Source organism: Nocardia sp. NPDC004711 (genome assembly GCF_053601595.1).
Window position 1 is genome coordinate 1 of the sequence record NZ_JBSGCB010000026.1, and the last position, 25,311, is coordinate 25,311.

Genomic DNA, 25,311 nt, shown 5'->3' on the forward strand with positions numbered 1-25,311 from the left:
CCGATGGTACTGCACTCGACAGGGTGTGGGAGAGTAGGACACCGCCGGAACATCCTTCGCGAAGGCCCCCAGCTCATGCTGGGGGCCTTCTGCGTATCCAGGGGTACCTGCGCGTATCCCGGGTACATATGGATAGGGTATGGATACACAGCAGGCTCCCAGCGAACAATCAGTTCTGATGGGGCCGGGAAGACAATGATCGACAGTATGATTCACCAGCTCGCGCCCCAGCGGCCGGCCGACCAGGCCCGGCGGTTCCGCTGGGCTGCTCTGTGGCTGCCCGCCACCTACAGCTATGTGGGTCTGCTGCTGCTGGGGGCCGTGGCCCTGACCATGGTCAGCGCGCCGCGGGAGTCGCGAATCGTGTTGCATGCCAGCACGAACCTGAACAATCTGACCGAGGGCCGCCTCGGCACGCTGTTCTCGAGCGCCTTCCTGGTGGGTGAGGGCGCGGCGACGGTGTTCCTGATCGTGCCGATGCTGGCCTGCCTGCTCGCTCTGGCGGAGCGGCGCTTCGGAACCGTGAAGCTGGTGCACACCTTCTTCGTCGGCCATGTGGGCGCGACCGTGCTGGTGGCGGTGGGCCTGTGGGTGGCGGTGCAGTCGCAGCTGGTGCCGGGCAGTATCGCGATGGCCGAGGACGTCGGCGTCAGCTACGGCGCGATGGCCGTGGTGGGTGCGCTGGTGGCGGTGCTGCCGCCGCATCGCCGGTGGGTGTGGGCGAGTACCTGGCTGGCGTTCGCGCTGGGCGGGGTGGTGCTCTGGCACACCTTCACCAATGTGGGTCACTTCCTGGCGCTGTGCCTGGGTCTGGGCATCGGGCGGTTGACGATCCGCCGGCAGGGCGGGGCGGTGCGGCCGTTGAACGTACCGGAATACCTGTTGCTGGCGGGCGGTTCCGTTTTTGCCTGCCTGATGCTGCTGGGCTGATGCCCGGTCACTAGACTCGACCGGTGCGCCTTGTGATTGCTCGTTGCCAGGTCGATTACGTTGGCCGTCTGACCGCCCATCTGCCCATGGCCCGTCGTCTGCTCATGATGAAGGCCGACGGTTCGGTGCTGGTCCATTCCGATGGCGGCTCCTACAAGCCCCTCAACTGGATGAGTCCGCCGTGCTGGCTGGAGGAACGGGAAACCGATTCCGAGACAACCCAACTGTGGGTGGTGTCCAACAAGGCCGGCGAGGAACTGCGCATCACCGTCGAGGACATCGAGCTGGATTCCAAGCACGAGCTGGGCGTCGATCCCGGGCTGGTGAAGGACGGCGTCGAGGCACACCTGCAGGAATTACTCGCCGAGCACATCGAAACCCTCGGTCCCGGTTACACCTTGATCCGCCGCGAGTACATGACCGCCATCGGCCCGGTCGACATCCTGTGCCGTGACGCCGACGGCGCGACGGTGGCGGTGGAGATCAAACGCCGCGGTGAGATCGACGGCGTCGAACAGCTCACCCGCTACCTCGAACTCCTCAATCGCGACCCGCTGCTGGCTCCCGTCGCGGGCGTCTTCGCCGCCCAGCAGATCAAGCCGCAGGCCAAGACCCTTGCCGCCGACCGCGGCATCCGCTGCCTCACACTGGATTACGATGCCCTGCGCGGCACCGACTCCAGCGAGTTCCGGCTGTTCTAACCTCGATACCATGCCCCGCCGGAAACCCCGCCCCAAGGACTCGGCGCGATCCCACTCGGACCCGCGCCCCCTGGGCGACGTCTTCGGCCGCACCGAACACGGTCCCGGGACCGACGAGACCTTCATCGTCCGCACGGTCCCCGGCACCCGCGCCACCAAGCCCTACCGCTGCCCCGGCTGCGACCACGTCATCCCACCGGGCACACCGCACATCGTCGCCTGGGCAGTCCACGGCGGCGAAGACGATCGCCGTCACTGGCACACCGGCTGCTGGAACGGCCGCAACACCCGCACCATCACCCGCCGCTGGTCCTGAGCCCCGGGAGGCACAAACGAATCGTGCTGGCGCTGAATGCGTTCGGGGCGGTTGCGGTATCGCAGATCCTGCCCGCAATCGTCGGTGACGGTCGCGTTCACGGACAGCGGGTCCTGATCGTCAACGGCTCCAGCGGGTTTGCATAAGGAAGGCCGCTTCCCCCGGAGGGGAAGCGGCCTTCGAACGGATGCGGGTTGTCGCCCGGTCGGTGAATTAGCTGGAGACGTCAGCGTTCTCGCGCTCGTCGACGATCTCGTCCTCTTCGCGAGCGTCGGCGATGGCCTTGCGGCCGCCCTTCTGGATGGAGCGCTGTTCCGGTGCGCCGTCGAGCAGTTCGCTCTCGCGGTTGACGGCGGCGAGCATGGCCGGGACCGAGTCGAGCTGGCCGCGGATGCCGAGCAGCTGGGCCAGGACGCGGCCGCGGAGCACACGCATCTCCTCGGCAAGTTCCTTGGCGTGCGCGATCTTTCGATCCGCGGTGTTGGTCGCCGAGGTGATGAGGCGGTTGGCCTCGTCGGTGGCGTCCTTGATGCGCTGGGCGGCCTCGGCGCGCGAGGTGGCCTCCAGCTCCTCCATGGCGCGGGTCAGCTTGGTGCGCCGCTCCGCCATGGTGACCTCGAAGTCCTGCTGTGTGGCCTTGCGCTTGGCCTCGGACTCCTTGGTGAGGCGGTCGGCCTCGGCATTGGCGGCTTCGACGATCTTGGCGGACTCGGAGCGGGCGTTCGCGAGAGTCTGCTCGAACTCGATTTCGAGCGCTTCGCGCTTCTCCTTGGTCTCGGAGAGGAGCGATTCGTACTTCCCACGCATTTCGGTGGCCTGCTGCTCGGCAATCGAGATCATCTCGGCGGCCTCGGCCTGCGCCTGGGCGCGGACCTCGGAGGCCTCATCCGAGGCCAGACGCAGCATGCGGGAGATGCGATCGGACATGCCTTCGGCGGTGGTCGGCGGCACCGAGAGCCGGTCGACCTCCTTACGGAGCTCGTCGATCTCGTCCCGGGCATCCTCGAGCTGGGCCGCCAGGTTGCGGGCCTGGGCTGCGGCGGCATCGCGGTCGGTGGCGGTGACCCTCAGCTCGGCATCGAAACGGTCGAAGTAGTTACGCACCTCGTCACGGTCATAGCCCTTCCGCACAACGGTAAAGGGCAGCGCGACGAAGCGATTACGATCGGGCTCAGTGGACGACATGACCCACAAACTACAGCCTGACGACACCCAATGGTGACCCGACCGCGAATGTTGTTACGCCCTCTTTAGGAGGGCGGAACACGGTACTAGTGGGTAGTTTTCGCCGCCGGTTCGACGAGTTCCACCAGCACACCGCCAGCATCCTTCGGGTGGATGAAATTGATGCGGGAACCAGCGGTGCCGCCGCGAGGCTCTGCGTACAGCAAACGCAAGCCACGTTCCCGCAGTTGCGCGGAAACAGCCTCGACATCGGTGACACGATACGCGAGCTGCTGCAGGCCAGGCCCGTTTCGGTCGATGAACTTCGCGATCGTCGACTCCTCGTTGAGCGGAGCCAGCAACTGCAGAGCGACCGAGCCGGCCGGAGTGCCGGGCACGGACAGCATCGCCTCGTGCACGCCCTGCGCCTCGTTGATCTCGCGATGCGTCTCCACCATGCCGAGATTGTCGCGGTACCAGGCCACCGCCGAATCGAGATCTGGCACAGCGATTCCGACGTGATCGACGGCGGTGACGTATTCCGACGGGATGAATCCGGTGTTCTCTGTGTTGCTCACACCAGTGACGGTAGCGCGCCCCTCGGAAGGATGCCGGAGCGCCGCACGTTACCTTTGAGTACGGCTCCGATGGTTGGCGGAGCAGTCACCAAACGACGTAAGCGAGGCTCATCGTGACCACCACCTCCGTCATCGTCTCCGGCGCGCGCACCCCGGTGGGCCGGCTGCTCGGATCCCTGAAGGACTTCAGTGGCTCCGACCTGGGCGGGTTCGCCATCAAGGCGGCGCTGGAGAAGGGCGGGGTGGCGCCCGAGCAGGTCGACTACGTGATCATGGGCCAGGTGCTCACCGCGGGCGCGGGCCAGATCCCGGCCCGGCAGGCCGCGGTCGCCGCCGGTATTCCGATGGATGTCCCGGCGCTCACCGTCAACAAGGTGTGCCTGTCCGGTATCAATGCAATTGCGCTGGCGGACCAGCTGATTCGGGCTGGCGAGTACGAGATCGTGGTGGCCGGCGGCCAGGAGTCCATGACCAACGCCCCGCACCTGCTGGAGAAGAGCCGCGAGGGCTACAAGTACGGCGACGTCAACCTGCGCGACAGCATGGCCTACGACGGCCTGCACGACATCTTCACCGATCAGGCCATGGGCGCGCTCACCGAGCAGCGCAACGACGCCGACGCCATCAGCCGCGAGGAGCAGGACGCCTTCGCCGCCGCCTCGCACCAGAAGGCCGCGGCCGCCTGGAAGAACGGCCTCTTCACCGACGAGGTTACCCCGGTCTCGATCCCGCAGCGCAAGGGCGACCCGATCCAGTTCGCCGAGGACGAGGGCATCCGCGCTGACACCACGGCCGAGTCGCTGGGCAAGCTGCGCCCGGCCTTCCGCAAGGACGGCACCATCACCGCCGGTTCCGCCTCGCAGATCTCCGACGGCGCGGCCGCGGTGGTCGTCATGTCCAAGGCCAAGGCCGAGGAGCTGGGTCTGAGCTGGATCGCCGAGATCGGCGCGGCCGGCGTCGTGGCCGGCCCCGACTCCACCCTGCAGGACCAGCCCGCCAACGCCATCGCCAAAGCCTGTGCCAAGGAAGGCATTTCGCCCGCCGAGCTGGATCTGGTCGAGATCAACGAGGCGTTCGCGGCGGTCGGCATCGCCTCCACCCGCAAGCTCGGCATCGACCCGGAGAAGGTCAATGTCAATGGCGGCGCCATCTCCATCGGCCACCCGCTCGGCATGTCCGGCGCCCGTATCGTGCTGCACCTCGCGCTCGAGCTGCAGCGCCGCGGCGGCGGTGTCGGCGCGGCCGCGCTCTGCGGTGGCGGCGGCCAGGGCGACGCCCTCATCGTCCGCGTGCGGTAGGGACAACTGCTCATGAGGAACAGCCCCGGCTCGTGAGCCGGGGCTGTTCCGGTTCTCATACCAGGAATCCAGCGCGCCCGTCCCAGATGTGACCAGGTCCACTACAGGGCGTCGTAGGCATCGGGCAGAATGGTTGCCATGGGTGATCTGTTCGACCTGTCCACGGTCGCTAAGCGCGTGCGTTTCTTCGGCCTGCTCGAGGTGCCCTCGTGGGTGCTGCTGTTCATCGGCTCGGCCCTGAAGCGCGCGGATGCGCTGGGGATCGCCGATCAGCCGATCAAGTGGCCGGTGATGGTGTTCGGCATGCTGCACGGCATCGTGTTCCTGGCCTACGCCATCAACTGCCTGCTGGCCTCGCGCGAGTTCGAATGGCCGGGCAAGACCACGGGTCTGGCGCTGCTGTCGTCGGTGGTCCCGTTCACGTCCGTGTTCTTCGAGCGGTGGGCGATCAACTCCGGTCAGCTGGGTGAACTGAGCCAAGCCGCGGCACCCGCCGCCGCACGGTCGTGACAAACTGGATGTCGTGACTCGACCTGCACGCCGTCCCTCCGCCGCCGCAGCCGCCGCCATGTCGGGCGCGGTGGACCTGTCCGCTCTCAAGCAACCGGCCGCCGCCGCGGGAGATGTCCCGGGCGACCATGCCGTCACCGAGGCCAATTTCGAGGATCGAGTGCTACGGCGCTCCACTCAGGTGCCGGTGGTGGTGGCGCTGTACTCGCAGCGCAGCCCCGGGAGTATCGAGCTGGTGAAGCTGCTGGAGCAGCTGGTCGGCCAGAGTGGTGGTGACTGGGATCTGGCCACCGTCGAGGCCGAGGCCAATATGCGCATCGCGCAGGCCTTCGGCGTGCAGGGCATTCCGACCGTGGTCGCCGTGGCCGCGGGCCAGCCGCTCGCCGACTTCACCGGCAATCAGCCGGAGGAGCAGGTGACCCAGTGGATCGCCGCCGTGGTGGACGCCGTGCGCGGCAAGCTCCCCGGCGTCGGCGCGGAGGCCGCCGCGGCCGAGCCCGAGGCTCCCGAGGATCCCCGCTTCGTCGCCGCCGAAGAGGCCTTGGAGCGCGGCGAATTCGACAATGCGATCGCCGCGTACGAGGCCATCCTGGCCGCCGAGCCGAACAACGCGGAGGCCAAGGCCGCCCTGCGTCAGGTCCAATTCCTTTCCCGCGTACAGGATCTCGACCCCGCCGCCGTCGCCAAGTCCGACGCCGACCCGGCCGATCTGGACGCTGCCATCGCCGCGGCCGACCTGGAAATGTTCAACCAGCAGCCGGAGGCCGCCTTCGACCGCCTCGTTGCCCAGGTCAAGCGCACCGCCGGCGACGACCGCACCAAGGCCCGCACCCACCTGCTCGAACTCTTCGAACTCTTCGACCCCGCCGAGCCCATCGTGGTCGCCGCCCGCCGCAAGCTCGCTGCCGCCCTGTACTGACGACTGGAGATCAGGGAGCTCTCACCGCGGGGATTCGGACGAAATCCCGCAGCGAGGGCTCCCTGATCTCGTTCAGACGGTGGGGAGGCCGGCGAGCGCGGCGTCGATACGGGGCTGGGGGAGTTCGAAGTCGGGGATTTCGCCTGCGAGGTAGCGCTCGTAGGCGGTCATGTCGAAGTGGCCGTGGCCGCACAGGGCGGTCAGCAGGACCTTCTCTTCACCGGATTCGGTGCAGCGCTTCGCCTCCTCGATGACGGCCGCCAGCGCGTGGGAGGGCTCGGGGGCCGGAAGAATGCCCTCGGCCTTGGCGAAAGTGACGGCCGCGGCAAAGCATTCGCGCTGCTGCTTCGCCACCGCCTCGAACAATCCGAGCTCGTACATGTGCGACAGCAGCGGCGACATGCCGTGATATCGCAGCCCGCCCGCATGTACCGGATCGGGGATGAAGTCGTGGCCCAGGGTGTGCATCTTCATCAGTGGGGTGAAGCCGGCGGTGTCGCCGAAGTCGTAGGCGTAGATGCCGCGCGTGAACGACGGGCACGCGGCGGGCTCGACGGCCCGGATCACCGGATCGGCTCGGCCCGCGAGCTTTTCGCGCAGGAAGGGCAGGAACAGTCCCGCGAAGTTGGAGCCGCCGCCGGTGCAGCCGACGATCAGATCGGGCGGGCGTTCACCCGCCGCGGCGAACTGTTTCAGCGCCTCCTCCCCGATCACGGTCTGGTGCAGCAGTACATGATTGAGCACGCTGCCCAGCGCGTAGCGGGTTGCCGGATCGGCCGCGGCCACCTCCACCGCCTCGCTGATGGCGATGCCCAGGCTGCCGGGTGAATCCGGATGGTCGGCAAGGATTTTCGCGCCCGCGGCGGTGATCGGCGAGGGGCTGGCGTGCACGGTCGCGCCCCAGGTCTGCATGAGCGTGCGCCGGTGCGGTTTCTGGTCGTAGGAGGCGCGCACCATCCACACCTCGCAGTCGATGCCGTACTGCGCACAGGCGAAGGCGAGCGCGCTGCCCCACTGGCCCGCGCCGGTCTCGGTGGTCAGTCGCCGGGTGCCCTCGGCGGCGTTGTAGAACGCCTGCGGCACAGCGGTATTCGGCTTGTGTGAGCCGGCCGGGGAGACACCCTCGTACTTGTAGTAGATCCGGGCCGGGGTGCCGAGCGCCTGCTCCAGCCGTCGCGCCCGGAACAGTGGCGTCGGCCGCCAGAGCCGGTAGACGTCGACGACCTCGTCCGGAATGTCGAGGTAGCGGTCGCCGCTCACCTCCTGCCGGATGAGCTCCATCGGGAACAGCGGGGCCAGATCCTCGGGCCCGACAGGCTGTCCGGTACCGGGGTGCAGTGGGGGCGGCGGTGGTGCGGCCAGGTCCGGGATGACGTTGTACCAACGCCTCGGGATCTCGGATTCGTCCAGCGTGATCTTGGTGCGCTCGTCCACGGGACCCTCCCGGCTCGAAACGGCTGTCTGTCCAGACTGCTCTCGCAGCGGACCCGTTGGTGTGGAATTCGCCGGATTGTCTCTGTCGCAGTCGCGCGGAAATTAGTAAGCTGGTGCGTATGATAAGCACATACGAAGAATTGCTGGCCTCGGGAACCGAACTGCTGGCGCTGGACGCCCGCGCGGTGCGCACCAGCATCGAGGTGGTGGCGGGACTCACCCCCGCCGATCTGGACGCACCCACGCCCTGCGCAGGCTGGACACTGCGAGACCTGCTGGAGCACATGATCGTTCAGCACTACGGCTTCGCGGCCGCCGCCCGTGGCGAGAGCGACCTCGCGCTGTGGAAGCCGCAGCCGCTCGGCGACGATCCGATCGGTGAGTACCGGGCGGCGGCCGAGCACGTGCTGGCCGCCTTCGCCGAGCCGGGCGTCCTGGAACGGCAGTTCCCACTGCCGGAGGTCCGCGACGGCATCGTGATTCCTGCGCCGCTGGCCATCAGCTTCCACTTCATCGACTACATCGTGCACGCCTGGGATGTGGCGCGGGCGCTCGGACAGACCGTGGAATTCGACGCGGACCTGCTGAGCGCGGGGCTGCCGGTGGCCGAGGCGGTGCCGCGCGGTCCGGAGCGGGAACTGCCGGGCTCGTCGTTCGCGCCCGAGGTCGCCGTGCCGGAGACGTCCGGGCTGGATCGGATCCTGGCTGTGCTGGGCCGCGCGCCCGGCTGGCCGGAGTGATCGGGGGGAGGCCTCCGTTCCGCACTCCCGTCCGGTGGGAACCGGTCGTCCTACCCGGTGCCGGCCGGTGGCGTCTTCGACAACCAGAGGGCACTGTTCGGCGCGAGGGTCAGGGCGGCCGACACCGGGCGGCCGTGCCAGGGCACGGGCTCGGCGGCGATCGCGCCGGCATTGCCCGTGCCGCTGCCGCCATAGGCGATGGCGTCGGTGTTCAGCACCTCGTACCACGAATCCGGTTCGGGCCCGGGCAATCCGATGCGATAGTCGCCGAGCTGACGGCCCGAGAAGTTGTAGACGCAGGCGAGAATGGATCCGTCGGTGCCGTACCGCAGGAACGACAGCACATTGTTGTCGCGGTCGTCGGCGTCGATCCAGGAGTAGCCGCCCGGCGACGTATCCTGGCTCCACAGTGCGGGATTGGCGGCATACCGCCGGTTGAGGTCCCCTACCAGCCGCTGAATGCCCTGGTGCAGAGGGTTTTCCAGCTCGTGCCAATCCAGTCCGCGATCGTGGTCCCACTCCCGGAACTGGCCGAATTCCTGGCCCATGAACAACAGCTGCTTGCCCGGATGCGCCCACATGTAGGCCAGCAGCGCGCGAACCCCGCTCGCCCTGGTGAAATCGTCGCCGGGCATCCGGGTCCACAGCGTCCCCTTGCCGTAGACCACCTCGTCGTGGCTGATGGGCAGCAGGTAGTTCTCGCTCCAGGCATAGGTCAGCGAGAAGGTGACCTCGTTGTGGTGCCAGGTCCGGTACACCGGGTCGTGGGCGAGATACCCGAGCGTGTCGTGCATCCAGCCCATATTCCATTTCATGGTGAAGCCCAGGCCGCCGACCTCGGTGGCGCGGGTGACCCCCGGCCAGGTGGTGGACTCCTCGGCCACCGTCAGCACGCCCGGATGGTGCTTGTGCACGGTCGCGTTCATTTCCTGCAGGAAGGCGACGGCCTCCAGATTCTCGCGGCCGCCGTGGATGTTCGGCTCCCAGTCGGGGCGGGAGTAGTCCAGGTAGAGCATCGAGGCCACGGCGTCCACGCGCAGGCCGTCGATGTGGAACTCCTCGATCCAGTACAGCGCGTTGGCGACCAGGAAGTTGCGCACCTCGTGGCGGCCGAAGTTGAAAACGTAGGTACCCCAGTCGAGTTGCTCGCCGCGGCGCGGGTCGGCGTGTTCGTAGAGGGCGGTGCCGTCGAATCTGGCCAGCGCCCACTCGTCCCGCGGGAAGTGCGCGGGCACCCAGTCGAGGATGACGCCGATTCCGCTGCGGTGCAGGTGATCCACCAGGAACCGGAAGTCGTCGGGGGAGCCGAAGCGGGCGGTCGGCGCGTAATAGGAGGTGACCTGGTAACCCCAGGAGCCGCCGAAGGGATGCTCGGCCACCGGCAGCAGCTCGACATGCGTGAAGCCCTGGGCGAGCACGTATTCCGCCAGCTGCTCGGCGATCTCGCGATACCCGAGCCCCGGCCGCCACGAACCCAGATGCACCTCGTAGACGCTGACCGGCGCGCGCAGCGGATCGGTGCGGGCCCGCGCCCGCAGCCATTCGGCATCGCCCCAGGTGAATTCGCTCGCGGTGACGACCGACGCGGTCGCGGGCGGGACCTCGCTGGCGTAGGCCATCGGATCGGCGTGGTCGGCGATGCGTCCGTCCGCCCCGTGCACGCGGTACTTGTACAGTGCCCCGGCCTCGATGCCGGGCAGGAACAGCTCCCACACCCCGGAATCGCCGAGTTTCCGCATGGGGGCGGTGTTTCCGCTCCATCCGTCGAAATCCCCGATCACCGCCACGCCCCGCGCATTGGGGGCCCACACCGCGAAGGCCGTGCCGGACACCTTGCCGTCGAGGGTGGGGTAGCGCTTCGGGTGCGCGCCCAGCACCTCCCAGAGCCGCTCGTGCCGGCCCTCGCCGAGCAGGTGCAGATCGATGTCGCCGAGGGTGGGCAGGAAGCGGTACCCGTCCGCGTCCACCACCGTGCGCCCGCCCGGATAGGAGGTGACCAGGCGGTAGTCCCACAGCTGCGGGAACGGCACCACGGCCTCGAACACGCCGTGCTCGCGGTGTGCCAGTGGATGATCCACGCCGTCGATCCGGGCCGCAACCGTCTCCGCGTGCGGCCGCAGCACCCGGATGACCGTCCCGTCGGGATGCGGATGCGCCCCCAGCACCGTGTGCGGATCGGGGTGCGTGCCCGCCGCCAGCAGCAGAAGGTCGCGCCGATTCATCGGAACGATCGGCGATGGGCGAGCTCGGTGCGCGCGGCGGCCGGCACCGGCGGCAGCACGAGAATGTGGGCTGCCACCCGGGCCGGGTCCAGACGCACGTAATTGCTCTGGCCCCAGTGGTATTCCTCGCCGGTGACCTCGTCGTACACCGTCGGCCGGTCGTGCCATTCGCGGCCGATGGCGGGCAGGTCGAGCGAGACCATGCCCTGCTCGGCGCCGAACGGGTTCAGGTTCACCACCACGAGCACCGCGTCGCCGGTGGTGGGGTCGAACTTCGAGAACGCCAGCAGCGCATCGTTGTCCACGTAATGGAAGTGGATGCAGCGCACCTGCCGCAGCGCGGGATGCGCGCGCCGGATCTCGTTGAGCCGGGTCAGCCACGGCTCCAGGGATTCCCCGCGCGCGGCCGCCTCGGCGAAACGGCGTGGCCGCAGCTGGTATTTCTCGGAGTCCAGGTACTCCTCGCTGCCCGGCTGCACCGCCTGGTGCTCGTACAGCTCGAAGCCCGAGTACACGCCCCAGGTGGCCCCGAGCGTCGCGGCCAGCACCGCGCGAATCGCGAACATGCCGGGCCCGCCGTACTGCAGGCTCTCGTGCAGGATGTCGGGGGTGTTCACGAACAGGTTGGCCCGGGCCTCATCGGCCTTGGCGGCCAATTCCCGGCCGAATTCCTCGAGGTCGTGTTTGTGGGTGCGCCAGGTGAAATACGTGTAGGACTGGCTGAATCCGCGCCGCGCCAGACCGTACATGCGCGCGGGACGAGTGAAGGCCTCCGACAGGAAGATGATCTCCGGATTCTTGCGGTGCACCTCGGCGATCAGCCATTCCCAGAAGTCCGCCGGTTTGGTGTGCGGATTGTCGACCCGGAACACGGTGACGCCCAGGCCGATCCAATGCCGCACCACCCGCAGCACCTCGGCGTAGAGCCCGTCGGGCTCGTCGTCGAAATTGATCGGATAGATGTCCTGATACTTCTTCGGCGGATTCTCCGCATACGCGATGGTGCCGTCGGGCAGCGTGGTGAACCACTCCGGATGCGCCGCCACCCACGGATGGTCGGGCGCGCACTGGAGCGCCAGGTCCAGCGCCACCTCCATATCCAATTCCCGTGCGGCCGCGACGAAGTCGAGGAAGTCGGCCTCGGTGCCCAGCAGCGGGTGGATGGCGTCGTGCCCGCCCTCCGCCGAGCCGATGGCCCACGGCGAGCCGACATCCGCGGGTCCCGCGGTCAGGGAGTTGTTGGGCCCCTTGCGATTCACCGTGCCGATGGGGTGGATCGGCGGCAGGTACACCACGTCGAAGCCCATGGCGGCAATGCGGGGCAGATCCTTGGCGGCGGTGGCGAAGGTGCCGTGCACGGGGCGGCCCTCGGCGTCCCAGCCGCCGGTCGACCGCGGGAAGAATTCGTACCACGCCCCGACCAGCGCCCGCTGCCGCTCCACCTGCACGGTGTGCAATGGTCCGTGAGTCACGAACTCCCGCAACGGTGTTGCTCGTAGGATCTCGCCGACCTCGGCGCCGAAGGCGGCGGCGACCCGGGCGGGCAGTTGCGTGTCGCTGCGCAGCGCGGCGGCCGCGGCGCGCAGGATCTCCCACTGCCGCTTCGGGACCGCGAGCGCGGCCCGCTCCAGCAGCCGGGCCCCGGTCTCCAGATCATTGGCCAGATCGACGGCGCTCTGCCCGACGGCGAGCTTGGCCTCGACCCCGGACCGCCAGGTGGCGAGGGGATCGCTCCAGCCCTCGATCCGAAAGGTCCAGCGCCCGGACATGGTCGGGGTGAACACCGCGTTGAACACGTCCGGCTCGTACTCCGGGCTCATGCGAATGCGGTGCGTGCGTGCCGAACCCGGGGCCTGCACCGCCAGCGTGGCGGCGACCGCCTCGTGGCCTTCGCGCCAGACCACCGCTCGCACCGGGACGACCTCGCCGACCACGGCCTTGGTCGGCCGGCCGCCGGGAATCACGGGGGCGGTGTCATCGATGGCGATGCGGCCGGTCACGCCCTCGAACTTACCGGAGTGGCTACTGCTGGCCCGGCTTGAGGAGCACGAACAGGCCGTGGGCCTCGGCACACAGCCGGTCGCCGTCGTGCAGGGTGGCGCGCACGAACACCTTGCGGCCCTCCTGCCGCTCCACCCAGCCGCGCAGCACCAGCTCGGTGTTCAGCGGCGTGATGGACCGGTAGTCGACGTGCAGGTAGGCGGTGCGGGTGGCCTGCCTGGTGTACAGCGCCGCCGTCATGCCGAGCAGGTCGTCGAAGCCGAGGGCGATGTGGCCGCCGTGGGCCGCGCCGTTGCCGCCCAGGTGGAAGGTGCGGAAGGTGATGCGGGCCCGCACCCCGTCCTCGCTCGCGGCGTCGACCTCGAACGGCGGCAGCGTGATGTTGCCGCGCGCGGGCAGGTCGTTGCGATGCCACGCCGGCGCGTCCCATTCGTCGACGACCGCCGCGTCGAGCTTGTCGTTGAGCTCCTTCAGGGTGGCGATCACATCCTGCGCCAGCGCGTCGGACGGGTCGGCCAGCCGCACCCGGTCCATCAGCCCGCGCACCTCGTCGATGAACTCCCCGTAGTGCGCTCCACCCCTGGTGTTGTCGCGGCCCAGTTCTCGGATCGGCCGGAACCCGCCCTCGTGATGCTCCTGGGTGGGCTGTCCCTCGACCGCCTCGATCTGCTGCTCGCTCATGTGAAGCACGTTATCGGTTGCCGACGGGATGCTCCGCGCGGGGGATGTTCTGACCAGCATCAGATGCGCGCAGAGGTTCGCGGCCGTCTCGATTCTGGCCCGCGGCTGGAATAGACCTCCGCCTTGGAGCGGGGGAGCGAAGCGGAGGAGCGGAGGAGGGAAAGAATCGAGACCTGGGGGCCGCGAACCCGCCCGGAGCGAAGCGGAGGGCAGAATAAGCACTGTGAAGGCATTGCGTCGATTCACCGTTCGTGCCCATCTGCCGGAGCGGTTGTCCGCATTGACCGAGCTGGCGACCAATTTGCGCTGGTCGTGGCACGGGCCTACCCAGGATGTTTTCGCGGAGCTGGATCCCCGGCTGTGGACCGAGGTCGGGCACGATCCCGTTCGGATGTTGGGGGAGGTGCCCGCGGCCCGGCTCGACGAGCTGGCCGGGGACGAGACCTACGTGCGGCGGGTCGATGCCGCGGCGGCCGATCTGCAGGACTATCTGGACCGCCCGCGCTGGTTCCAGAAGCAGCAGCGCGGGCCGCGGGGGATCGCCTACTTCTCCATGGAGTTCGGCGTCACCGAGGTGCTGCCCAACTATTCGGGCGGGCTCGGGATTCTGGCGGGCGACCACCTCAAGGCCGCCTCGGATCTGGGCCTGCCGCTCATCGGTGTCGGATTGCTGTACCGCTCCGGCTATTTCCGGCAGTCCCTGACCGCCGACGGCTGGCAGGCCGAGCACTATCCGGCCCTGGACCCGATGGGACTACCGCTCCGGCTGCTCACTGACGGCGGCGCGCCGGTGCTCGTGCACGTGGCCATGCCCGAGGGGCGGGTGCTGCGGGCCCGGGTGTGGATCGCCCAGGTGGGCCGGATTCCCCTGCTGCTCCTGGACTCCGATATCGCCGACAACGACCCGGAACTGCGGGCCGTCACCGACCGGCTCTACGGCGGCGATCAGGACCACCGCATCAAGCAGGAGATCCTGGCCGGCATCGGCGGCGTCCGGGCGGTGCGCGCCTACACCCGCGCCAACGGCCTGCCCGATCCCGACGTCTTCCACATGAACGAGGGCCACGCCGGATTCCTCGGCATCGAGCGCATCCGCGAATTCATGGCCGCCGGAATGGATTTCGACTCCGCGCTGGCCGCGGTCCGCGCCGGCACCGTCTTCACCACCCACACCCCGGTCCCCGCGGGCATCGACCGGTTCGCCGGCTCCCTGGTGCGCCGGTACTTCGGCGGCGCGCACGGCGAACGGGAATCACCGGTGCTGCCGGGCGTTTCCGTGGACCGCATCCTGGCCATGGGGCGCGAGGCCGATCCGTCGGTGTTCAACATGGCCCACCTCGGCCTGCGCCTGGCCCAGCGCGCCAACGGCGTGTCGAAGCTGCACGGCGAGGTCAGCCGCGCCATGTTCGCGCCGCTATGGCCGGGCTTCGACGCGAGCGAAGTCCCGATCGGCTCGGTCACCAATGGCGTGCACGCCCCCACCTGGGCCGCGCGCGAATGGATCGACAAGGCCCGCGAACTCATCGGCGCCGAACTGGTCGAGGAGGCCCGCGGCTGGGAGCGGCTGTGCGATGTGGACCTGCGTGAACTGTGGTCCACCCGGAATGCGCTGCGCGGCATCCTGGTCGGCGAGGTGCGCCGCCGGCTGCGCAACTCGTGGCTCGAACGCGGCGCCGCCAGCGCCGAACTCGGCTGGATCGATGAGGTTTTCGACCCGGACGTGCTGACCGTCGGCTTCGCCCGCCGCGTCCCCACCTACAAGCGCCTCACCCTGATGCTGCGCGATCCGGAACGCCTGCGCGCCATGCTGCTCCATCCGGAGCATCCGGTGCAGCTGGTGGTCGCCGGCAAATCGCATCCGGCCGACGAGGGCGGTAAGGCGCTCATCCAGCAGGTGGTCCGCTTCGCCGACGATCCGGCCGTGCGCCACCGCATCGTCTTCCTGCCCGACTACGACATGTCCATGGCCCGCTACCTGTACTGGGGCTGCGACGTCTGGCTCAACAATCCGCTGCGCCCGCTCGAGGCCTGCGGCACCTCCGGTATGAAGTCGGCCCTCAACGGCGGTCTCAACCTGTCCGTCCGCGACGGCTGGTGGGACGAGATGTACGACGGCGAGAACGGCTGGTCCATCCCCACCGCCGACGGCGTCCGCGACGAGCATCGCCGCGACGACCTGGAGGCGTCGGCCCTCTACGATCTGCTGGAACGCGCTGTGCTGCCGCGCTTCTACGACCGCGATCACGACGACCTGCCGGCCCGCTGGATGGAAATGGTCCGCCACACCTTGCGGACGCTGGGCCCGAAGGTGCTGGCCTCTCGCATGGTCCGCGACTACGCCGTCGACTACTACGCGCCCGCCGCCGCGGCCTATGAAGCGGTGTCCGCCAACGACTTCAAGGGCGCACAGGACCTGTCGGTGTACCGCCGCCGCGTCGAATCCGCCTGGCCCACGGTCAAAGTCCTGCAGGTGGACAGCTCCGGCCTGCCCGACACCCCGGTCATCGGCGCGGATCTGGATCTGCGCGCCCGCATCGACCTCGGCGGCCTGACCCCCGCCGACGTCAGCGTGCAGGCCGTGCTCGGCCGGGTCTCACCCACCGACGACCTGACCGACGTCCACACCTTCCCCATGCGCCATGCCGGAACCGATTCCGGCACCGACATTTTCACCATCCAGACGCCGGTCCCGCTGTCCGGTGCGGTCGGATACACGATCCGCATCCTGCCGCACCACCCGCTCCTCGCCACGGACGCCGAACTCGGCCTGATCGCCACGCCCAGCCCCTGACGATCAGGTGGGCGCGATCAGCGTCCGTTTGAGAATCTTCCCGGTGGGGTTGCGGGGCAACGCATCCAGGAACGTGACGTCGCGGGGGACGGAGAAGCGGCTGACGCGGTGGCGGATGTAGTTGCGGACCATGTCGGAGTCGAGGCCGGAGCCGGGGCGTTTGACCACGAAAGCGGCCAGGCGCTGGCCGAATTCGTGATCCGGGACGCCCACCACGGCGACCTCGCTCACCTGCGGCAGATGGGAGAGGGCCTCCTCGACGGCACGCGGGAAGACGTTCTCGCCGCCGGAGATGATCATCTCGTCGTCGCGGCCGGCCACGAACAGCTTGCCGGACGCGTCCAGGTAGCCGATGTCGCCGGTGTCGAGCATGCCGTCGGCCTCGTCGGGCGGGGTGGCGTCGGTGTAGCCGTCGAACAGCATGTGATTGCCGACGAAGATGCGCCCGGTCGCCCCCACCGGCACCGGACGCCGATCCGGGCCCAGCACCGCGAGTTTCGTGCCCAGCGGCGGTCGCCCCGCGGTGGTGGGGGACACGCGCAGATCCGCCGGATCGGCGATGGAGGCCCACGACACCTCGGTGGAGCCGTACACGTTGTAGAGGATCTCGCCGAAGGCATCGAGGAACGCCAGCACCGTCGCGCCGGCCAGCGGCGCCCCGCAGCTGGCCACGATGCGCAGGCTGGACAGGTTGTAGCGGGCGCGAACATCCTTGGGCAGGTCCAGGATCCGGTTCACCATGATCGGCACCACGATCAACGCCGTCACCTTGTGCTCGGCGATGCGGCGCAGGCAGTCCTCGGCGTCGAGGCGGTCACCCAGCAGCACCGTCGCACGGACGGCCGTGGAGATCTGCAGGGCCCCCAGCCCCCAGGTGTGGAACAGCGGGGCCGGAATGAACATGGTCTCGTTGGTGCCGAACGGAATTCGCGACAGCAGCGCCGCCACGGTCCCGAAACCCTTGGGATGCGGCCGCCGCGCGGCCTTCGGCATGCCGCTGGTCCCCGAGGTGAGCACCACCAGCCGGCCCGGCCGCGGCGGCTTGCGCGGCGGCTCCTGGCGCATGGCGATGAGTTCCTCGATGGTGGTGCGCCCGGGATCCGCTGCGGCGTCGTCGGTGGTGAAGCGCGGCAGCTCGGTGGGCAGATACCGCACCAGATGCTCGAATTCACTGTCCGCGAACAGCGCCGACAGCCGATGCCGCTCCACGATCTCCTCGACCTGCCGGGCGGGCAGCCCGGTATTGAGCAGCACCGCGTCCGCCCCCGACTTGCCCGCCGCCACCATGCACTCGACCATGCCGGTGTGATTGCGGCACAACAGCCCGATCGCGGTGCCGGGCCCGAACCCCAGCGCGGCGAAGGCTCCCGCCAGAGCGCTACTACGCGCGTGCAATTGGTCGAAGGTGCTGGAATACCGGTCGTCGATGACGGCCGGTCGCTGGGGCGAGTGCGCGGCCCCCGCCGCGTAGCCGCCGGCCAGGCTGAAGCCCCACTTGGCCAGCCCGCCGATCTGCCGCAGACCCACATCCGGCCGGTAGGTGCGCACCACGCCGGAGGCCACCATCCGCTTGACCACCCCGGCCTGCAGCCGCATCCGCGAATCCTCGCCATTGACGATGAGCGAGGACGGCGTGCCCTGGACCAGGTCGCCGACCCGCCGGAGCCCGGCCAGCGTCCAGGCCACCACCGCCGAGTTCGGCAGCTGCGCGGGCAGCGGATGCACCAGCCCGGCCTTGAAGTAGGTGACGTGGATCCGGGTGTGCTGGGTGTCGCCGCGCAGGCGCACGGTCGCGAAGCTGCCCTGTTCGGGGCAGTGCAGCTCGAAGCTCTCGCCCGCGCGGGTGAGGTGCAGTTGCACTCGCAGCACCCGGATTTCGATGCCATTGCCGCCGACGCGCATATTCAGCGTGGGATGCGTATCGACGGTGTCGAGTTGTTCGCATGCGCCGATTCCAGGAAATAGCCGGGGGTAGGTCTGCGGGTCGACCAGGACATCCCAGATCGCTTGGCGGTCGATCGCGAAGTCCGCGACCGCGTCGATGACATCGGTTACCACTGGCGTACTACTTCTGCCTGGCCGGTTCCCCTGAACACCTCCGGCGGAATACGTATTTGTAACGTTCCAGGCAATAGGGGTCAAGACTCTCAAATTACCGGCCGGTAGTTATTTAAATAGCCGACGAATTGCGCTGGCGGCACCGGAAATACAACGCTCAGGCAGGTGTGATTGCCCACAATTCGCGGGGTCAGTGACAGATCGTGCCATCCGGACCAGTACGGTGCCCACGGCAGCCTTCTACCCTCCCGCCGACTGGAGACACCCCACATGACCACCGACGTCCTCACGCGTACCAAGGGGCGCGTCGACGCGTACTTCGGCATCAGCGAACACGGATCCACCTTCAAGCGCGAGGTCATGGCGGGAACCATCACGTTCCTCGCCATGTCGTATGTGCTCGCCGTGAACCCGCGGATCCTGGGCGACCACGGCGACCTCGGTGACAAGGGCATGCCGTTCCAGGCCGTCTTCACCGCGACCGCCGTCGCCGCCATCTTCGGCACCCTGGTCATGGGCCTGTGGGCCAAGTATCCGGTCGCGCTCGCGCCGGGCATGGGCCTCAACGCCTTCTTCGCCTACACGGTCGTCCTGCACATGGGAATCCCGTGGCAGCAAGCACTTTCGGGCACCCTCATCTCCGGTGTGGTGTTCTTCGTCCTCGCTGTCACCAAGGTGCGCGAGAAGATCATCGAAGCCATCCCCATGCAGATGAAGCTCGCGGTCGGCGCGGGCATCGGCCTGTTCGTGGCGTTCCTGGGTCTCAAGAGCGCGGGCATCGTCACCTCCGACCCGGCCACGCTCGTGCACCTGGGCAATTTCCACCACGGCACCACCCTGCTGGCGCTCTTCGGCCTGGTCGTGACCGTCGTCTTCCTGACGCTCGGCTGGCACGGCGCGGTGCTCTACGGCATCCTCTGCACCACCGTGGTCGGCATCGTCACCGGCCTGGTGCAGCTGCCGAATTCGGTCGCCGCCATGCCGCACGGGCTGGATCAGACCTTCGGCCAGGCCATCATCCACCTGCCCGACGCCTTCACCGGGAAAATGGTGGTCGTCGTGCTGACCATGCTGTTCGTCGACTTCTTCGACGCTTCCGGCACCTTGATCGGCGTCGCCAACCAGGCCGGGCTGCTCACCAAGGACGGCAAACTGGACCGCGCGGGCCAAGCGCTGGCCGCCGACTCGGTCGGCACCGCCGCGGGCGCGATCATCGGCACCTCCTCGACCACCGCGTATGTCGAATCCACCGCGGGTGTCTCGGCGGGCGGCCGCACCGGCCTCACCGCGGTCACCACGGCCGGCTGGTTCCTGATCGCCCTGTTCTTCTTCCCGATCTTCGCCACCTTCGCCGATGTGTCGGCCGTGACCGCGCCCGCGCTCATCGTGGTCGGCGTGCTCATGTCCCGGGCGCTGGGCGAAATCGAGTGGAACAGGCTGGAATACGCGGTCCCGGCGTTCATCACCGTGATCATGATGCCGCTGACCTACTCGATCGCGAACGGCATCGCCATGGGCCTGCTGTTCTACCCGATCGTCATGGTGGCCAAGAAGCGTGCGCGCGAGGTGCATCCGGTCATGTGGGCGCTGATGGCCGTGTTCCTCTACTACTTCTGGTACCTGGCCAAGTAGAGCCGACTCTCAGGGGCCGGCCCTGAAGTCCCTTTCCGGGCGCGAGGCGGAATAGCCTCGCGCCCGGTCTCGTTTGGGGGCCTGCTGTAGGGTGCAAAACGGACCACGGTCCGGATGGGATCGCCGCCGAGCCGTACAGACCCGAGAGACGAGGACCCCGACATGACCGCAACCGTGAACGCCACCGCCCGAGCCGCCGCCTCGAACGGCCTCGGCGGCACCGATATCGGCCTGCTGGTCGCCCGGCTGGGCTTCGGCGGCGGACTGGCCGTGCACGGCGCGCAGAAGCTGTTCGGCTGGTTCAACGGCTACGGCCTGGACGCGACCGCGCAGGGCTTCCAGGGCATGGGCTACGACCCGGGCAAGTTCTTCGCCACCCTGGCCGGCCTGAGCGAGCTCACCGGCGGGCTACTGCTGATGCTGGGCCTGCTGACGCCGCTGGCCGGCGCCATCGCGCTGGGCACCATGATCAATGCCGTGCACGCCACCTGGAGTGGCGGATTCGCAATGTGGGAGCTGCCGGCGGTGTACGCCGTGGCAGCCGCCGCCTTCGCCTTCGCGGGGCCGGGCCGGCTGTCGCTGGACTCCGGCCGCCCGTGGCAGCGCCAGGGTCTGGTCTGGGGCGCCGGGGCGGTCGCGCTGGGCGTGGTGGCCGCGCTCGTCACCCTCGCGGTGAAGTAGGACGGGAAGAAAGTTTCGGTGTCCCCGCGCCGCGTGCAGGGCTTGGCGCGGGGACGACGGACACATCCGATGTGGGAATTGGGGGTTCACCGGAGTATCGAAAGCCAATTTACTTCTGATCGGAAGTAGGGACCACCCCTGTGACTGTTCTCACAAGCTCATTTCATTTGCGCGACACTATTTGTCAGTCTTTCGAGAGCTTTTGTCACAACTTGGGGATCGGATGTTTCCCAATATGGTGGTAATGATGCTCGGAGATAACCGCCATAGCGCGCCGTCGCCAGTCTCGAATCCAGAATTGCGATAACGCCGCGATCGTCCACACTGCGCAGCAAACGGCCCGTTCCCTGTGCCAGCAGCAGTGCCGCATGATTGGCCGCGACCGACAGGAATCCATTGCCACCTCGCGATTCCACCGCGCGCTGACGCGCCACCAGCAGCGGGTCGTCCGGGCGCGGGAACGGAATCCGGTCCAGGATCACCAGACTCAGCGACGGGCCGGGAACGTCCACGCCCTGCCACAGTGAAAGTGTCCCGAAGAGGGAGATTTCCGGGTCCTCGGCGAATTTCCGGACAAGGGCGCCGGTGGCGTCGTCACCCTGGCACAGGATGGGGGTGTCGAGACGCTCCCGCAGAATTTCGGTGGCCGCCTTGGCCGCTCGCATGGACGAGAACAGCCCGAGGGTGCGCCCGCCCGCCGCGCGGATGAGGCGTTCGATCTCGTCCAGGTACGACTGCGGCAGCCCGTCCCGTCCCGGCGCGGGTAAATGCTTTGCCACATAAAGGATTCCGGACTTGGCGTGGTCGAACGGCGAACCCACGTCGACCGAATTCCAGCGCAGCGTCTTCTCGTCCGACGGGGCCTCGGCGCCGGTGGCCAGTGCCGGGTCCACGGTCGCCGAGGACTGCGGCGGCAGGCCCCAGGTCACCGCCAGATTGTCGAACGAACCGCCGATCTGCAGCGTCGCCGAAGTGAGAACCACGGTGGCCGTGCCGAACAGGCGGCTGCGCAGCAGCCCGCCCACCGACAGCGGGGCCATGTGCAGCGTGCGGCGCGCGACTCCGCGCACATCCTCCGACGCCAGCCAGATGACATCGCGGTGCGCGGCGGGATCGGACTCCTCGAAGGTGGTCAGCACCCGCACCGCCGCGTCGTGCACCTCCTCGACGGCCGCCAGCGCCTGATTGCGGGCCGCCGCGGATTCCGGGTCGCCGGTGGCGGAACTTCCGCCCTGCGGCGCCAGGGCGGTGCGCGCGTTCCAGGCCGCGTCGCGGATGAGCGCGAGCACGGGGGCCGCGCCGTCCGGCATCCGGTCCCAGCGTCCGGGCTGCAGGTCGTCGAGCAGCTCGTGCCAGGCCTCGGCCGCACCCTCGAGCCGGTCCACCTCCTGCTCGTCGATGAGTTTCGTGCATCGCTTGGCCGCGGCGCTGATGGCCGAGGTGGACAGTTCGGCGGTGGCCACACCGGTCACCCGGTCCACCAGCTCGTGTGCCTCGTCGACGACCACCACATCGTGTTCGGGCAGCACCTGGATGCCGCTGATGGCGTCGATGGCCAGCAGTGCGTGGTTGGTGACCACCACGTCGGCCTGCCCGGATTCGGCGCGGGCCTTCTCGGCGAAGCAGTCCTGCCCGAACGGGCAGCGCGACTTGCCCAGGCATTCCCGGGAGCTCACGCTGACCTGCCGCCAGGCTCGATCGCTGACGCCGGGGGCGAGCTCGTCGCGGTCGCCGGTCTCGGTGTCGGACACCCACTCGTTCAGCCGCTGCACCTCGCGGCCCAGCTTGGAAATGGCGAAGGCGTCGAAGAGTTCGGCCTCCGGCTCCTCCGGAATGGCGCTGTTGATCTTGTTCAGGCACAGATAGTTGTTGCGCCCCTTGAGAATCGCGAACTGCGGCACCCGACCCAGCGGCGTCGCGAGCGCATCGGCCAGCCGCGGCAGATCCCGGTCCACCAGCTGCCGCTGCAACGCGATGGTCGCGGTCGACACCACCACGGTCCGCCCGGTCCGCACCGCGTGCCGCAGGCTCGGCACCAGATACGCCAAGGACTTCCCGGTACCCGTCCCCGCCTGCACCGCCAGATGCTCGCCGGTGTCGATGGCGTGCGCGACAGCCGCCGACATCGTCTGCTGCCCCTTGCGCTCCCTACCCCCCAACGCCTGCACAGCGGTGGCCAACAGCTTCGGGACGGGAGGCAGTTCGGGCACGGCGGCCAGATTACTGCGCCGCCCCGACAACCCTCGCGCAAACCTCTGCGGGCCGCCCAGCAGGACCGATTTCCGCCGATCAGGGGCAGGACTTCGCACCCGCCCGGGTACTGGGTCAGTTCTCCAGTGTTCCGGCCAGTTCGACGCCGGAGGCACGAAGTTTGTCCAGGGCGGTGGCCAGGGTCACGGGGGAGACGGCGGCGGTGAGGCCGAGGAGGACCCGGGTGTCGAAGCCTGCGGCGCGGGCATCCAGGGCGGTGGCGCGGACGCAGTGGTCGGTGGCGATGCCGCAGACGTCGACGGCGTCGATGGCGTGGGCGCGCAGCCAGTCGGCGAGGGTGGTCGAGCCGTCGGTGGCGGTGCCCTCGAAGCCCGAATAGGCCGCGGTGTACGCGCCTTTGGAGAAGATCTCCTGGATGGGCCCGGTGTTCAGGCTGGGATGGAAGTCGGCGCCGGGGGTGCCGACGCGGCAGTGCGGGGGCCAGGTGTCGACGTAGTCGGGCTGCTCGGAGAAGTGCGCGCCCGGGTCGATGTGGAAGTCGCGGGTGGCGACGATGGCGGTGTAGTCGGAGACGCCCAGGTATTCGGTGATGCGCTCGGCCACGGCCGCGCCGCCCGCGACGGCCAGTGATCCGCCTTCACAGAAATCGTTCTGGACGTCGACGACGATCAGGGCTCGGCTCATGCGCGGACCTCCCGGGAATCGGCGGCTGAACCACAACGGCGCGCCGCTCGTATTGCATTGTGCCGCCCGGCGCCCGGCCGGTCCACGGCAGCATCGGTCGCTCCATCGTGGGCCGAGACGAAATGTAACGGGGGAAATGATGAAAAGTGCCGCACTGATGGCCCTGCGGTTCTTCGTGGCGTTCGAGCTCGCCAGTGTGGTGGCGAATCTGGCGTGGCACGAGATCTCGTTCGAGGCCGATGACTTGCTGGGCGCGCTGGTGCGCACGGCCCTGTTCGCCGCGCCCGCCGCGGTGATCGCGGCGGGGCTGTGGTGGCGGGTCAGCTCAGAAACGTCGTCGGAATCGCGGGTTCGCCAGCCGACAGCTTCAGGCCCTCCCAGGGAAGGCTGATCAGGCTCTTGGCCACCAGTTCCCGGCTCTGCGCCAGGGTGGGCCGGCCGGTCAGCACCTCGCCATTCCGGACCAGCGGGACCTGGACGTCGCGGATGTCGAAGCCGTCCGGGTCGGGGCGGGCCGCGGCGGCGGGGTAGACGATTTCCTCGACGATGGTGCCGGTGCGCCGCGCCAGCCGGACCGCGCGCTTGGTGCCGCCGCGAGACTCCTTGTGGGAGCTGCGTTTCGCCACCGGGATGCCCTCCACCTCGACCAGCTTGTAGACCATGCCCGCGGTCGGCGCGCCGGAGCCGGTGACCAGCGAGGTGCCGACGCCGTAGACGTCGACCGGTTCGGCGCGCAGCGCGGCGATGGCGTATTCGTCCAGGTCACCGGACACCACGATGCGGGTGCGCACCGCGCCCAGCGCGTCGAGCTGCTCGCGCACCTGCCGGGCCAGCACACCCAGATCACCGGAATCGATGCGTACACCGCCCAATTCGGGCCCGGCCACCTCGATGGCGGCGGCCACCCCGCGGGTGATGTCGAAGGTGTCGACGAGCAGCGTGGTGCCCACGCCCAGTGCCTCGACCTGGCTGCGGAAGGCGGCCGCCTCGTGCGCGCCGTCCGCGCCGCTGTGCAGCAGGGTGAAGGCGTGTGCGCTGGTGCCGCCGCTGGGGACACCGTAACTGCGGGCCGCCTCCAGATTGGAGGTGGCGTCGAAACCGGCCAGGTAGGCGGCGCGGGCGCTGGCGGGGGCGGCGAGTTCGTGTGTTCGGCGCGAACCCATTTCGATCATGCGGCGGCCGCCGGCGGCGCTCACCATGCGGGCGGCCGCGGCGGCGATGGCGCTGTCGTGGTTGTAGATGGACAGGATGAGGGTTTCCAGCAGCACGCATTCGGCGAAGGTGCCGCGCACCGTGACGATCGGTGAGCCGGGGAAGTAGAGCTCGCCCTCGCGGTAGCCGTCGATGTCGCCGCGGAAGCGGTAGTCGCGCAGCCACTCCAGGGTGCGGTTGTTCAGGAAACGCCCGGCGACCGCGAGTTCGGGTTCGCCGAAACGGAATTCGCTCAGGGCCGTCAGCAACCGCCCGGTCCCCGCGACCACACCGTAGCGCCGGCCGTTCGGCAACCTGCGAGCGAATACTTCGAAGGTGCACTGCCGCTGGGCCGAACCGTCGGCCAGCGCTGCCGACAGCATGGTGAGCTCGTACTGGTCGGTCAGCAAGGCCGTACTGGTCAGTCCGTCCGCGATCATCACGGGAACACTCTAAGCACATCGACGGCCGTACCACCGACCGTGCGCCACGCCCGGGCATCGATCTCACGTCCACGTCGGGACGGCGTGTCGCGCGGGCTGTTGTTTCTGTGTTCTCAGGTCGTACCC

20 protein-coding genes are annotated in these 25,311 nt (G+C 68.7%); 10 read left to right on the forward strand and 10 right to left on the reverse strand.

Annotated features, from left to right (window positions below; genetic code table 11):
* Positions 1-207: 207 nt before the first annotated feature.
* From ACWEKS_RS25810 to ACWEKS_RS25820, 3 genes are read left to right on the forward strand one after another with little or no spacing between them, the layout of a single operon-like run.
* Positions 208-930, forward strand: a complete 723-nt coding sequence (locus tag ACWEKS_RS25810) for a rhomboid-like protein (protein WP_379405775.1) — start codon at positions 208-210, stop codon at positions 928-930.
* Between the two features lie 23 nt (positions 931-953).
* Positions 954-1,631, forward strand: a complete 678-nt coding sequence (gene nucS, locus ACWEKS_RS25815; protein WP_354850151.1) for an endonuclease NucS — start codon at positions 954-956, stop codon at positions 1,629-1,631.
* A 10-nt stretch (positions 1,632-1,641) separates the two neighbouring features.
* Positions 1,642-1,947, forward strand: coding sequence for an ATP/GTP-binding protein (locus ACWEKS_RS25820; RefSeq protein ID WP_364621610.1), 306 nt, complete (start codon positions 1,642-1,644; stop codon positions 1,945-1,947).
* 213 nt (positions 1,948-2,160) lie between these two features.
* On the opposite strand, the gene ACWEKS_RS25825 is transcribed toward ACWEKS_RS25820, so the two are convergent.
* Complete coding sequence (locus tag ACWEKS_RS25825) at positions 2,161-3,132, reverse strand: coiled-coil domain-containing protein (RefSeq protein WP_354850157.1); 972 nt, start codon at positions 3,130-3,132, stop codon at positions 2,161-2,163.
* Positions 3,133-3,218: 86 nt separating this feature from the next.
* Complete coding sequence (gene mce / locus ACWEKS_RS25830; protein WP_354850160.1) at positions 3,219-3,689, reverse strand: methylmalonyl-CoA epimerase; 471 nt, start codon at positions 3,687-3,689, stop codon at positions 3,219-3,221.
* Positions 3,690-3,802: 113 nt separating this feature from the next.
* On the opposite strand from mce, the gene ACWEKS_RS25835 reads away from it, so the two are divergent.
* The 3 genes from ACWEKS_RS25835 to ACWEKS_RS25845 all read left to right on the forward strand — a co-directional run bounded on the left by ACWEKS_RS25835 (position 3,803) and on the right by ACWEKS_RS25845 (position 6,416).
* Positions 3,803-4,987, forward strand: coding sequence for an acetyl-CoA C-acetyltransferase (locus ACWEKS_RS25835; protein WP_452342457.1), 1,185 nt, complete (start codon positions 3,803-3,805; stop codon positions 4,985-4,987).
* A gap of 138 nt (positions 4,988-5,125) precedes the next feature.
* Positions 5,126-5,497: a DUF3817 domain-containing protein gene (locus ACWEKS_RS25840; protein WP_354850166.1), complete on the forward strand. Its 372-nt coding sequence runs from the start codon at positions 5,126-5,128 to the stop codon at positions 5,495-5,497.
* Between the two features lie 58 nt (positions 5,498-5,555).
* Positions 5,556-6,416: a tetratricopeptide repeat protein gene (locus ACWEKS_RS25845; RefSeq protein ID WP_452342553.1), complete on the forward strand. Its 861-nt coding sequence runs from the start codon at positions 5,556-5,558 to the stop codon at positions 6,414-6,416.
* Positions 6,417-6,488: 72 nt separating this feature from the next.
* Here ACWEKS_RS25845 and ACWEKS_RS25850 read toward each other — a convergent pair whose 3' ends face one another.
* A complete protein-coding gene (locus ACWEKS_RS25850) occupies positions 6,489-7,850 on the reverse strand; it encodes a TrpB-like pyridoxal phosphate-dependent enzyme (RefSeq protein WP_452342458.1) in 1,362 nt (453 codons plus the stop codon).
* A gap of 119 nt (positions 7,851-7,969) precedes the next feature.
* Here ACWEKS_RS25850 and ACWEKS_RS25855 point away from each other — a divergent pair, with 119 nt between their 5' ends.
* The gene (locus ACWEKS_RS25855; protein ID WP_452342459.1) at positions 7,970-8,590 is read left to right on the forward strand and encodes a TIGR03086 family metal-binding protein; all 621 of its coding nucleotides are present in this window, start codon (positions 7,970-7,972) and stop codon (positions 8,588-8,590) included.
* A gap of 50 nt (positions 8,591-8,640) precedes the next feature.
* Here the strand turns inward: ACWEKS_RS25855 and glgB are convergent, their stop codons facing one another.
* Genes glgB through ACWEKS_RS25870 form a run of 3 tightly spaced genes read right to left on the reverse strand, consistent with a single transcriptional unit; the run spans position 8,641 to position 13,494 of the window.
* Positions 8,641-10,812: a 1,4-alpha-glucan branching protein GlgB gene (gene glgB, locus ACWEKS_RS25860; protein ID WP_452342460.1), complete on the reverse strand. Its 2,172-nt coding sequence runs from the start codon at positions 10,810-10,812 to the stop codon at positions 8,641-8,643.
* Positions 10,809-12,812, reverse strand: coding sequence for a maltotransferase domain-containing protein (locus tag ACWEKS_RS25865; RefSeq protein WP_452342461.1), 2,004 nt, complete (start codon positions 12,810-12,812; stop codon positions 10,809-10,811). Before ACWEKS_RS25865 ends, glgB begins: the two co-directional genes overlap by 4 nt.
* Before the next feature lie 22 nt (positions 12,813-12,834).
* On the reverse strand, positions 12,835-13,494 hold the full coding sequence (locus ACWEKS_RS25870; RefSeq protein ID WP_452342462.1) for a PaaI family thioesterase: 660 nt from the start codon (positions 13,492-13,494) through the stop codon (positions 12,835-12,837).
* A 223-nt stretch (positions 13,495-13,717) separates the two neighbouring features.
* Between ACWEKS_RS25870 and glgP the strand changes: the two genes are divergently transcribed.
* Positions 13,718-16,285, forward strand: a complete 2,568-nt coding sequence (glgP, locus tag ACWEKS_RS25875) for an alpha-glucan family phosphorylase (RefSeq protein WP_452342463.1) — start codon at positions 13,718-13,720, stop codon at positions 16,283-16,285.
* A gap of 3 nt (positions 16,286-16,288) precedes the next feature.
* On the opposite strand, the gene ACWEKS_RS25880 is transcribed toward glgP, so the two are convergent.
* The gene (locus ACWEKS_RS25880) at positions 16,289-18,343 is read right to left on the reverse strand and encodes an AMP-binding protein (RefSeq protein ID WP_452342464.1); all 2,055 of its coding nucleotides are present in this window, start codon (positions 18,341-18,343) and stop codon (positions 16,289-16,291) included.
* A gap of 270 nt (positions 18,344-18,613) precedes the next feature.
* Between ACWEKS_RS25880 and ACWEKS_RS25885 the strand changes: the two genes are divergently transcribed.
* Both ACWEKS_RS25885 and ACWEKS_RS25890 read left to right on the forward strand, forming a co-directional pair.
* Positions 18,614-19,975 carry an NCS2 family permease gene (locus ACWEKS_RS25885; RefSeq protein ID WP_452342465.1) on the forward strand — a complete coding sequence of 454 codons (1,362 nt, stop codon included), beginning with the start codon at positions 18,614-18,616 and terminating at the stop codon, positions 19,973-19,975.
* Positions 19,976-20,137: 162 nt separating this feature from the next.
* On the forward strand, positions 20,138-20,656 hold the full coding sequence (locus ACWEKS_RS25890; protein WP_452342466.1) for a DoxX family protein: 519 nt from the start codon (positions 20,138-20,140) through the stop codon (positions 20,654-20,656).
* Between the two features lie 158 nt (positions 20,657-20,814).
* On the opposite strand, the gene ACWEKS_RS25895 is transcribed toward ACWEKS_RS25890, so the two are convergent.
* The 3 genes from ACWEKS_RS25895 to ACWEKS_RS25905 form a co-directional block, all read right to left on the reverse strand.
* Positions 20,815-22,866, reverse strand: a complete 2,052-nt coding sequence (locus ACWEKS_RS25895) for an ATP-dependent DNA helicase (RefSeq protein ID WP_452342467.1) — start codon at positions 22,864-22,866, stop codon at positions 20,815-20,817.
* A 115-nt stretch (positions 22,867-22,981) separates the two neighbouring features.
* On the reverse strand, positions 22,982-23,551 hold the full coding sequence (locus tag ACWEKS_RS25900; RefSeq protein ID WP_452342468.1) for an isochorismatase family protein: 570 nt from the start codon (positions 23,549-23,551) through the stop codon (positions 22,982-22,984).
* A gap of 320 nt (positions 23,552-23,871) precedes the next feature.
* Positions 23,872-25,182 carry a nicotinate phosphoribosyltransferase gene (locus tag ACWEKS_RS25905; RefSeq protein ID WP_452342554.1) on the reverse strand — a complete coding sequence of 437 codons (1,311 nt, stop codon included), beginning with the start codon at positions 25,180-25,182 and terminating at the stop codon, positions 23,872-23,874.
* Between the last annotated feature and the right edge of the window lie 129 nt (positions 25,183-25,311).

Excerpts from the sequence above, each read along its gene's own strand:
- ACWEKS_RS25810 (WP_379405775.1), top strand. The coding sequence starts at position 208 with ATGATTCACCAGCTCGCGCCCCAGCGGCCGGCCGACCAGGCCCGGCGG.
- ACWEKS_RS25820 (WP_364621610.1), top strand. The coding sequence starts at position 1,642 with ATGCCCCGCCGGAAACCCCGCCCCAAGGACTCGGCGCGATCCCACTCG.
- ACWEKS_RS25825 (WP_354850157.1), bottom strand. The coding sequence starts at position 3,132 with ATGTCGTCCACTGAGCCCGATCGTAATCGCTTCGTCGCGCTGCCCTTT.
- ACWEKS_RS25840 (WP_354850166.1), top strand. The coding sequence starts at position 5,126 with ATGGGTGATCTGTTCGACCTGTCCACGGTCGCTAAGCGCGTGCGTTTC.
- ACWEKS_RS25845 (WP_452342553.1), top strand. The coding sequence starts at position 5,556 with ATGTCGGGCGCGGTGGACCTGTCCGCTCTCAAGCAACCGGCCGCCGCC.
- ACWEKS_RS25855 (WP_452342459.1), top strand. The coding sequence starts at position 7,970 with ATGATAAGCACATACGAAGAATTGCTGGCCTCGGGAACCGAACTGCTG.
- glgB (WP_452342460.1), bottom strand. The coding sequence starts at position 10,812 with ATGAATCGGCGCGACCTTCTGCTGCTGGCGGCGGGCACGCACCCCGAT.
- ACWEKS_RS25870 (WP_452342462.1), bottom strand. The coding sequence starts at position 13,494 with ATGAGCGAGCAGCAGATCGAGGCGGTCGAGGGACAGCCCACCCAGGAG.
- ACWEKS_RS25885 (WP_452342465.1), top strand. The coding sequence starts at position 18,614 with ATGACCACCGACGTCCTCACGCGTACCAAGGGGCGCGTCGACGCGTAC.
- ACWEKS_RS25890 (WP_452342466.1), top strand. The coding sequence starts at position 20,138 with ATGACCGCAACCGTGAACGCCACCGCCCGAGCCGCCGCCTCGAACGGC.
- ACWEKS_RS25900 (WP_452342468.1), bottom strand. The coding sequence starts at position 23,551 with ATGAGCCGAGCCCTGATCGTCGTCGACGTCCAGAACGATTTCTGTGAA.
- ACWEKS_RS25905 (WP_452342554.1), bottom strand. The coding sequence starts at position 25,182 with ATGATCGCGGACGGACTGACCAGTACGGCCTTGCTGACCGACCAGTAC.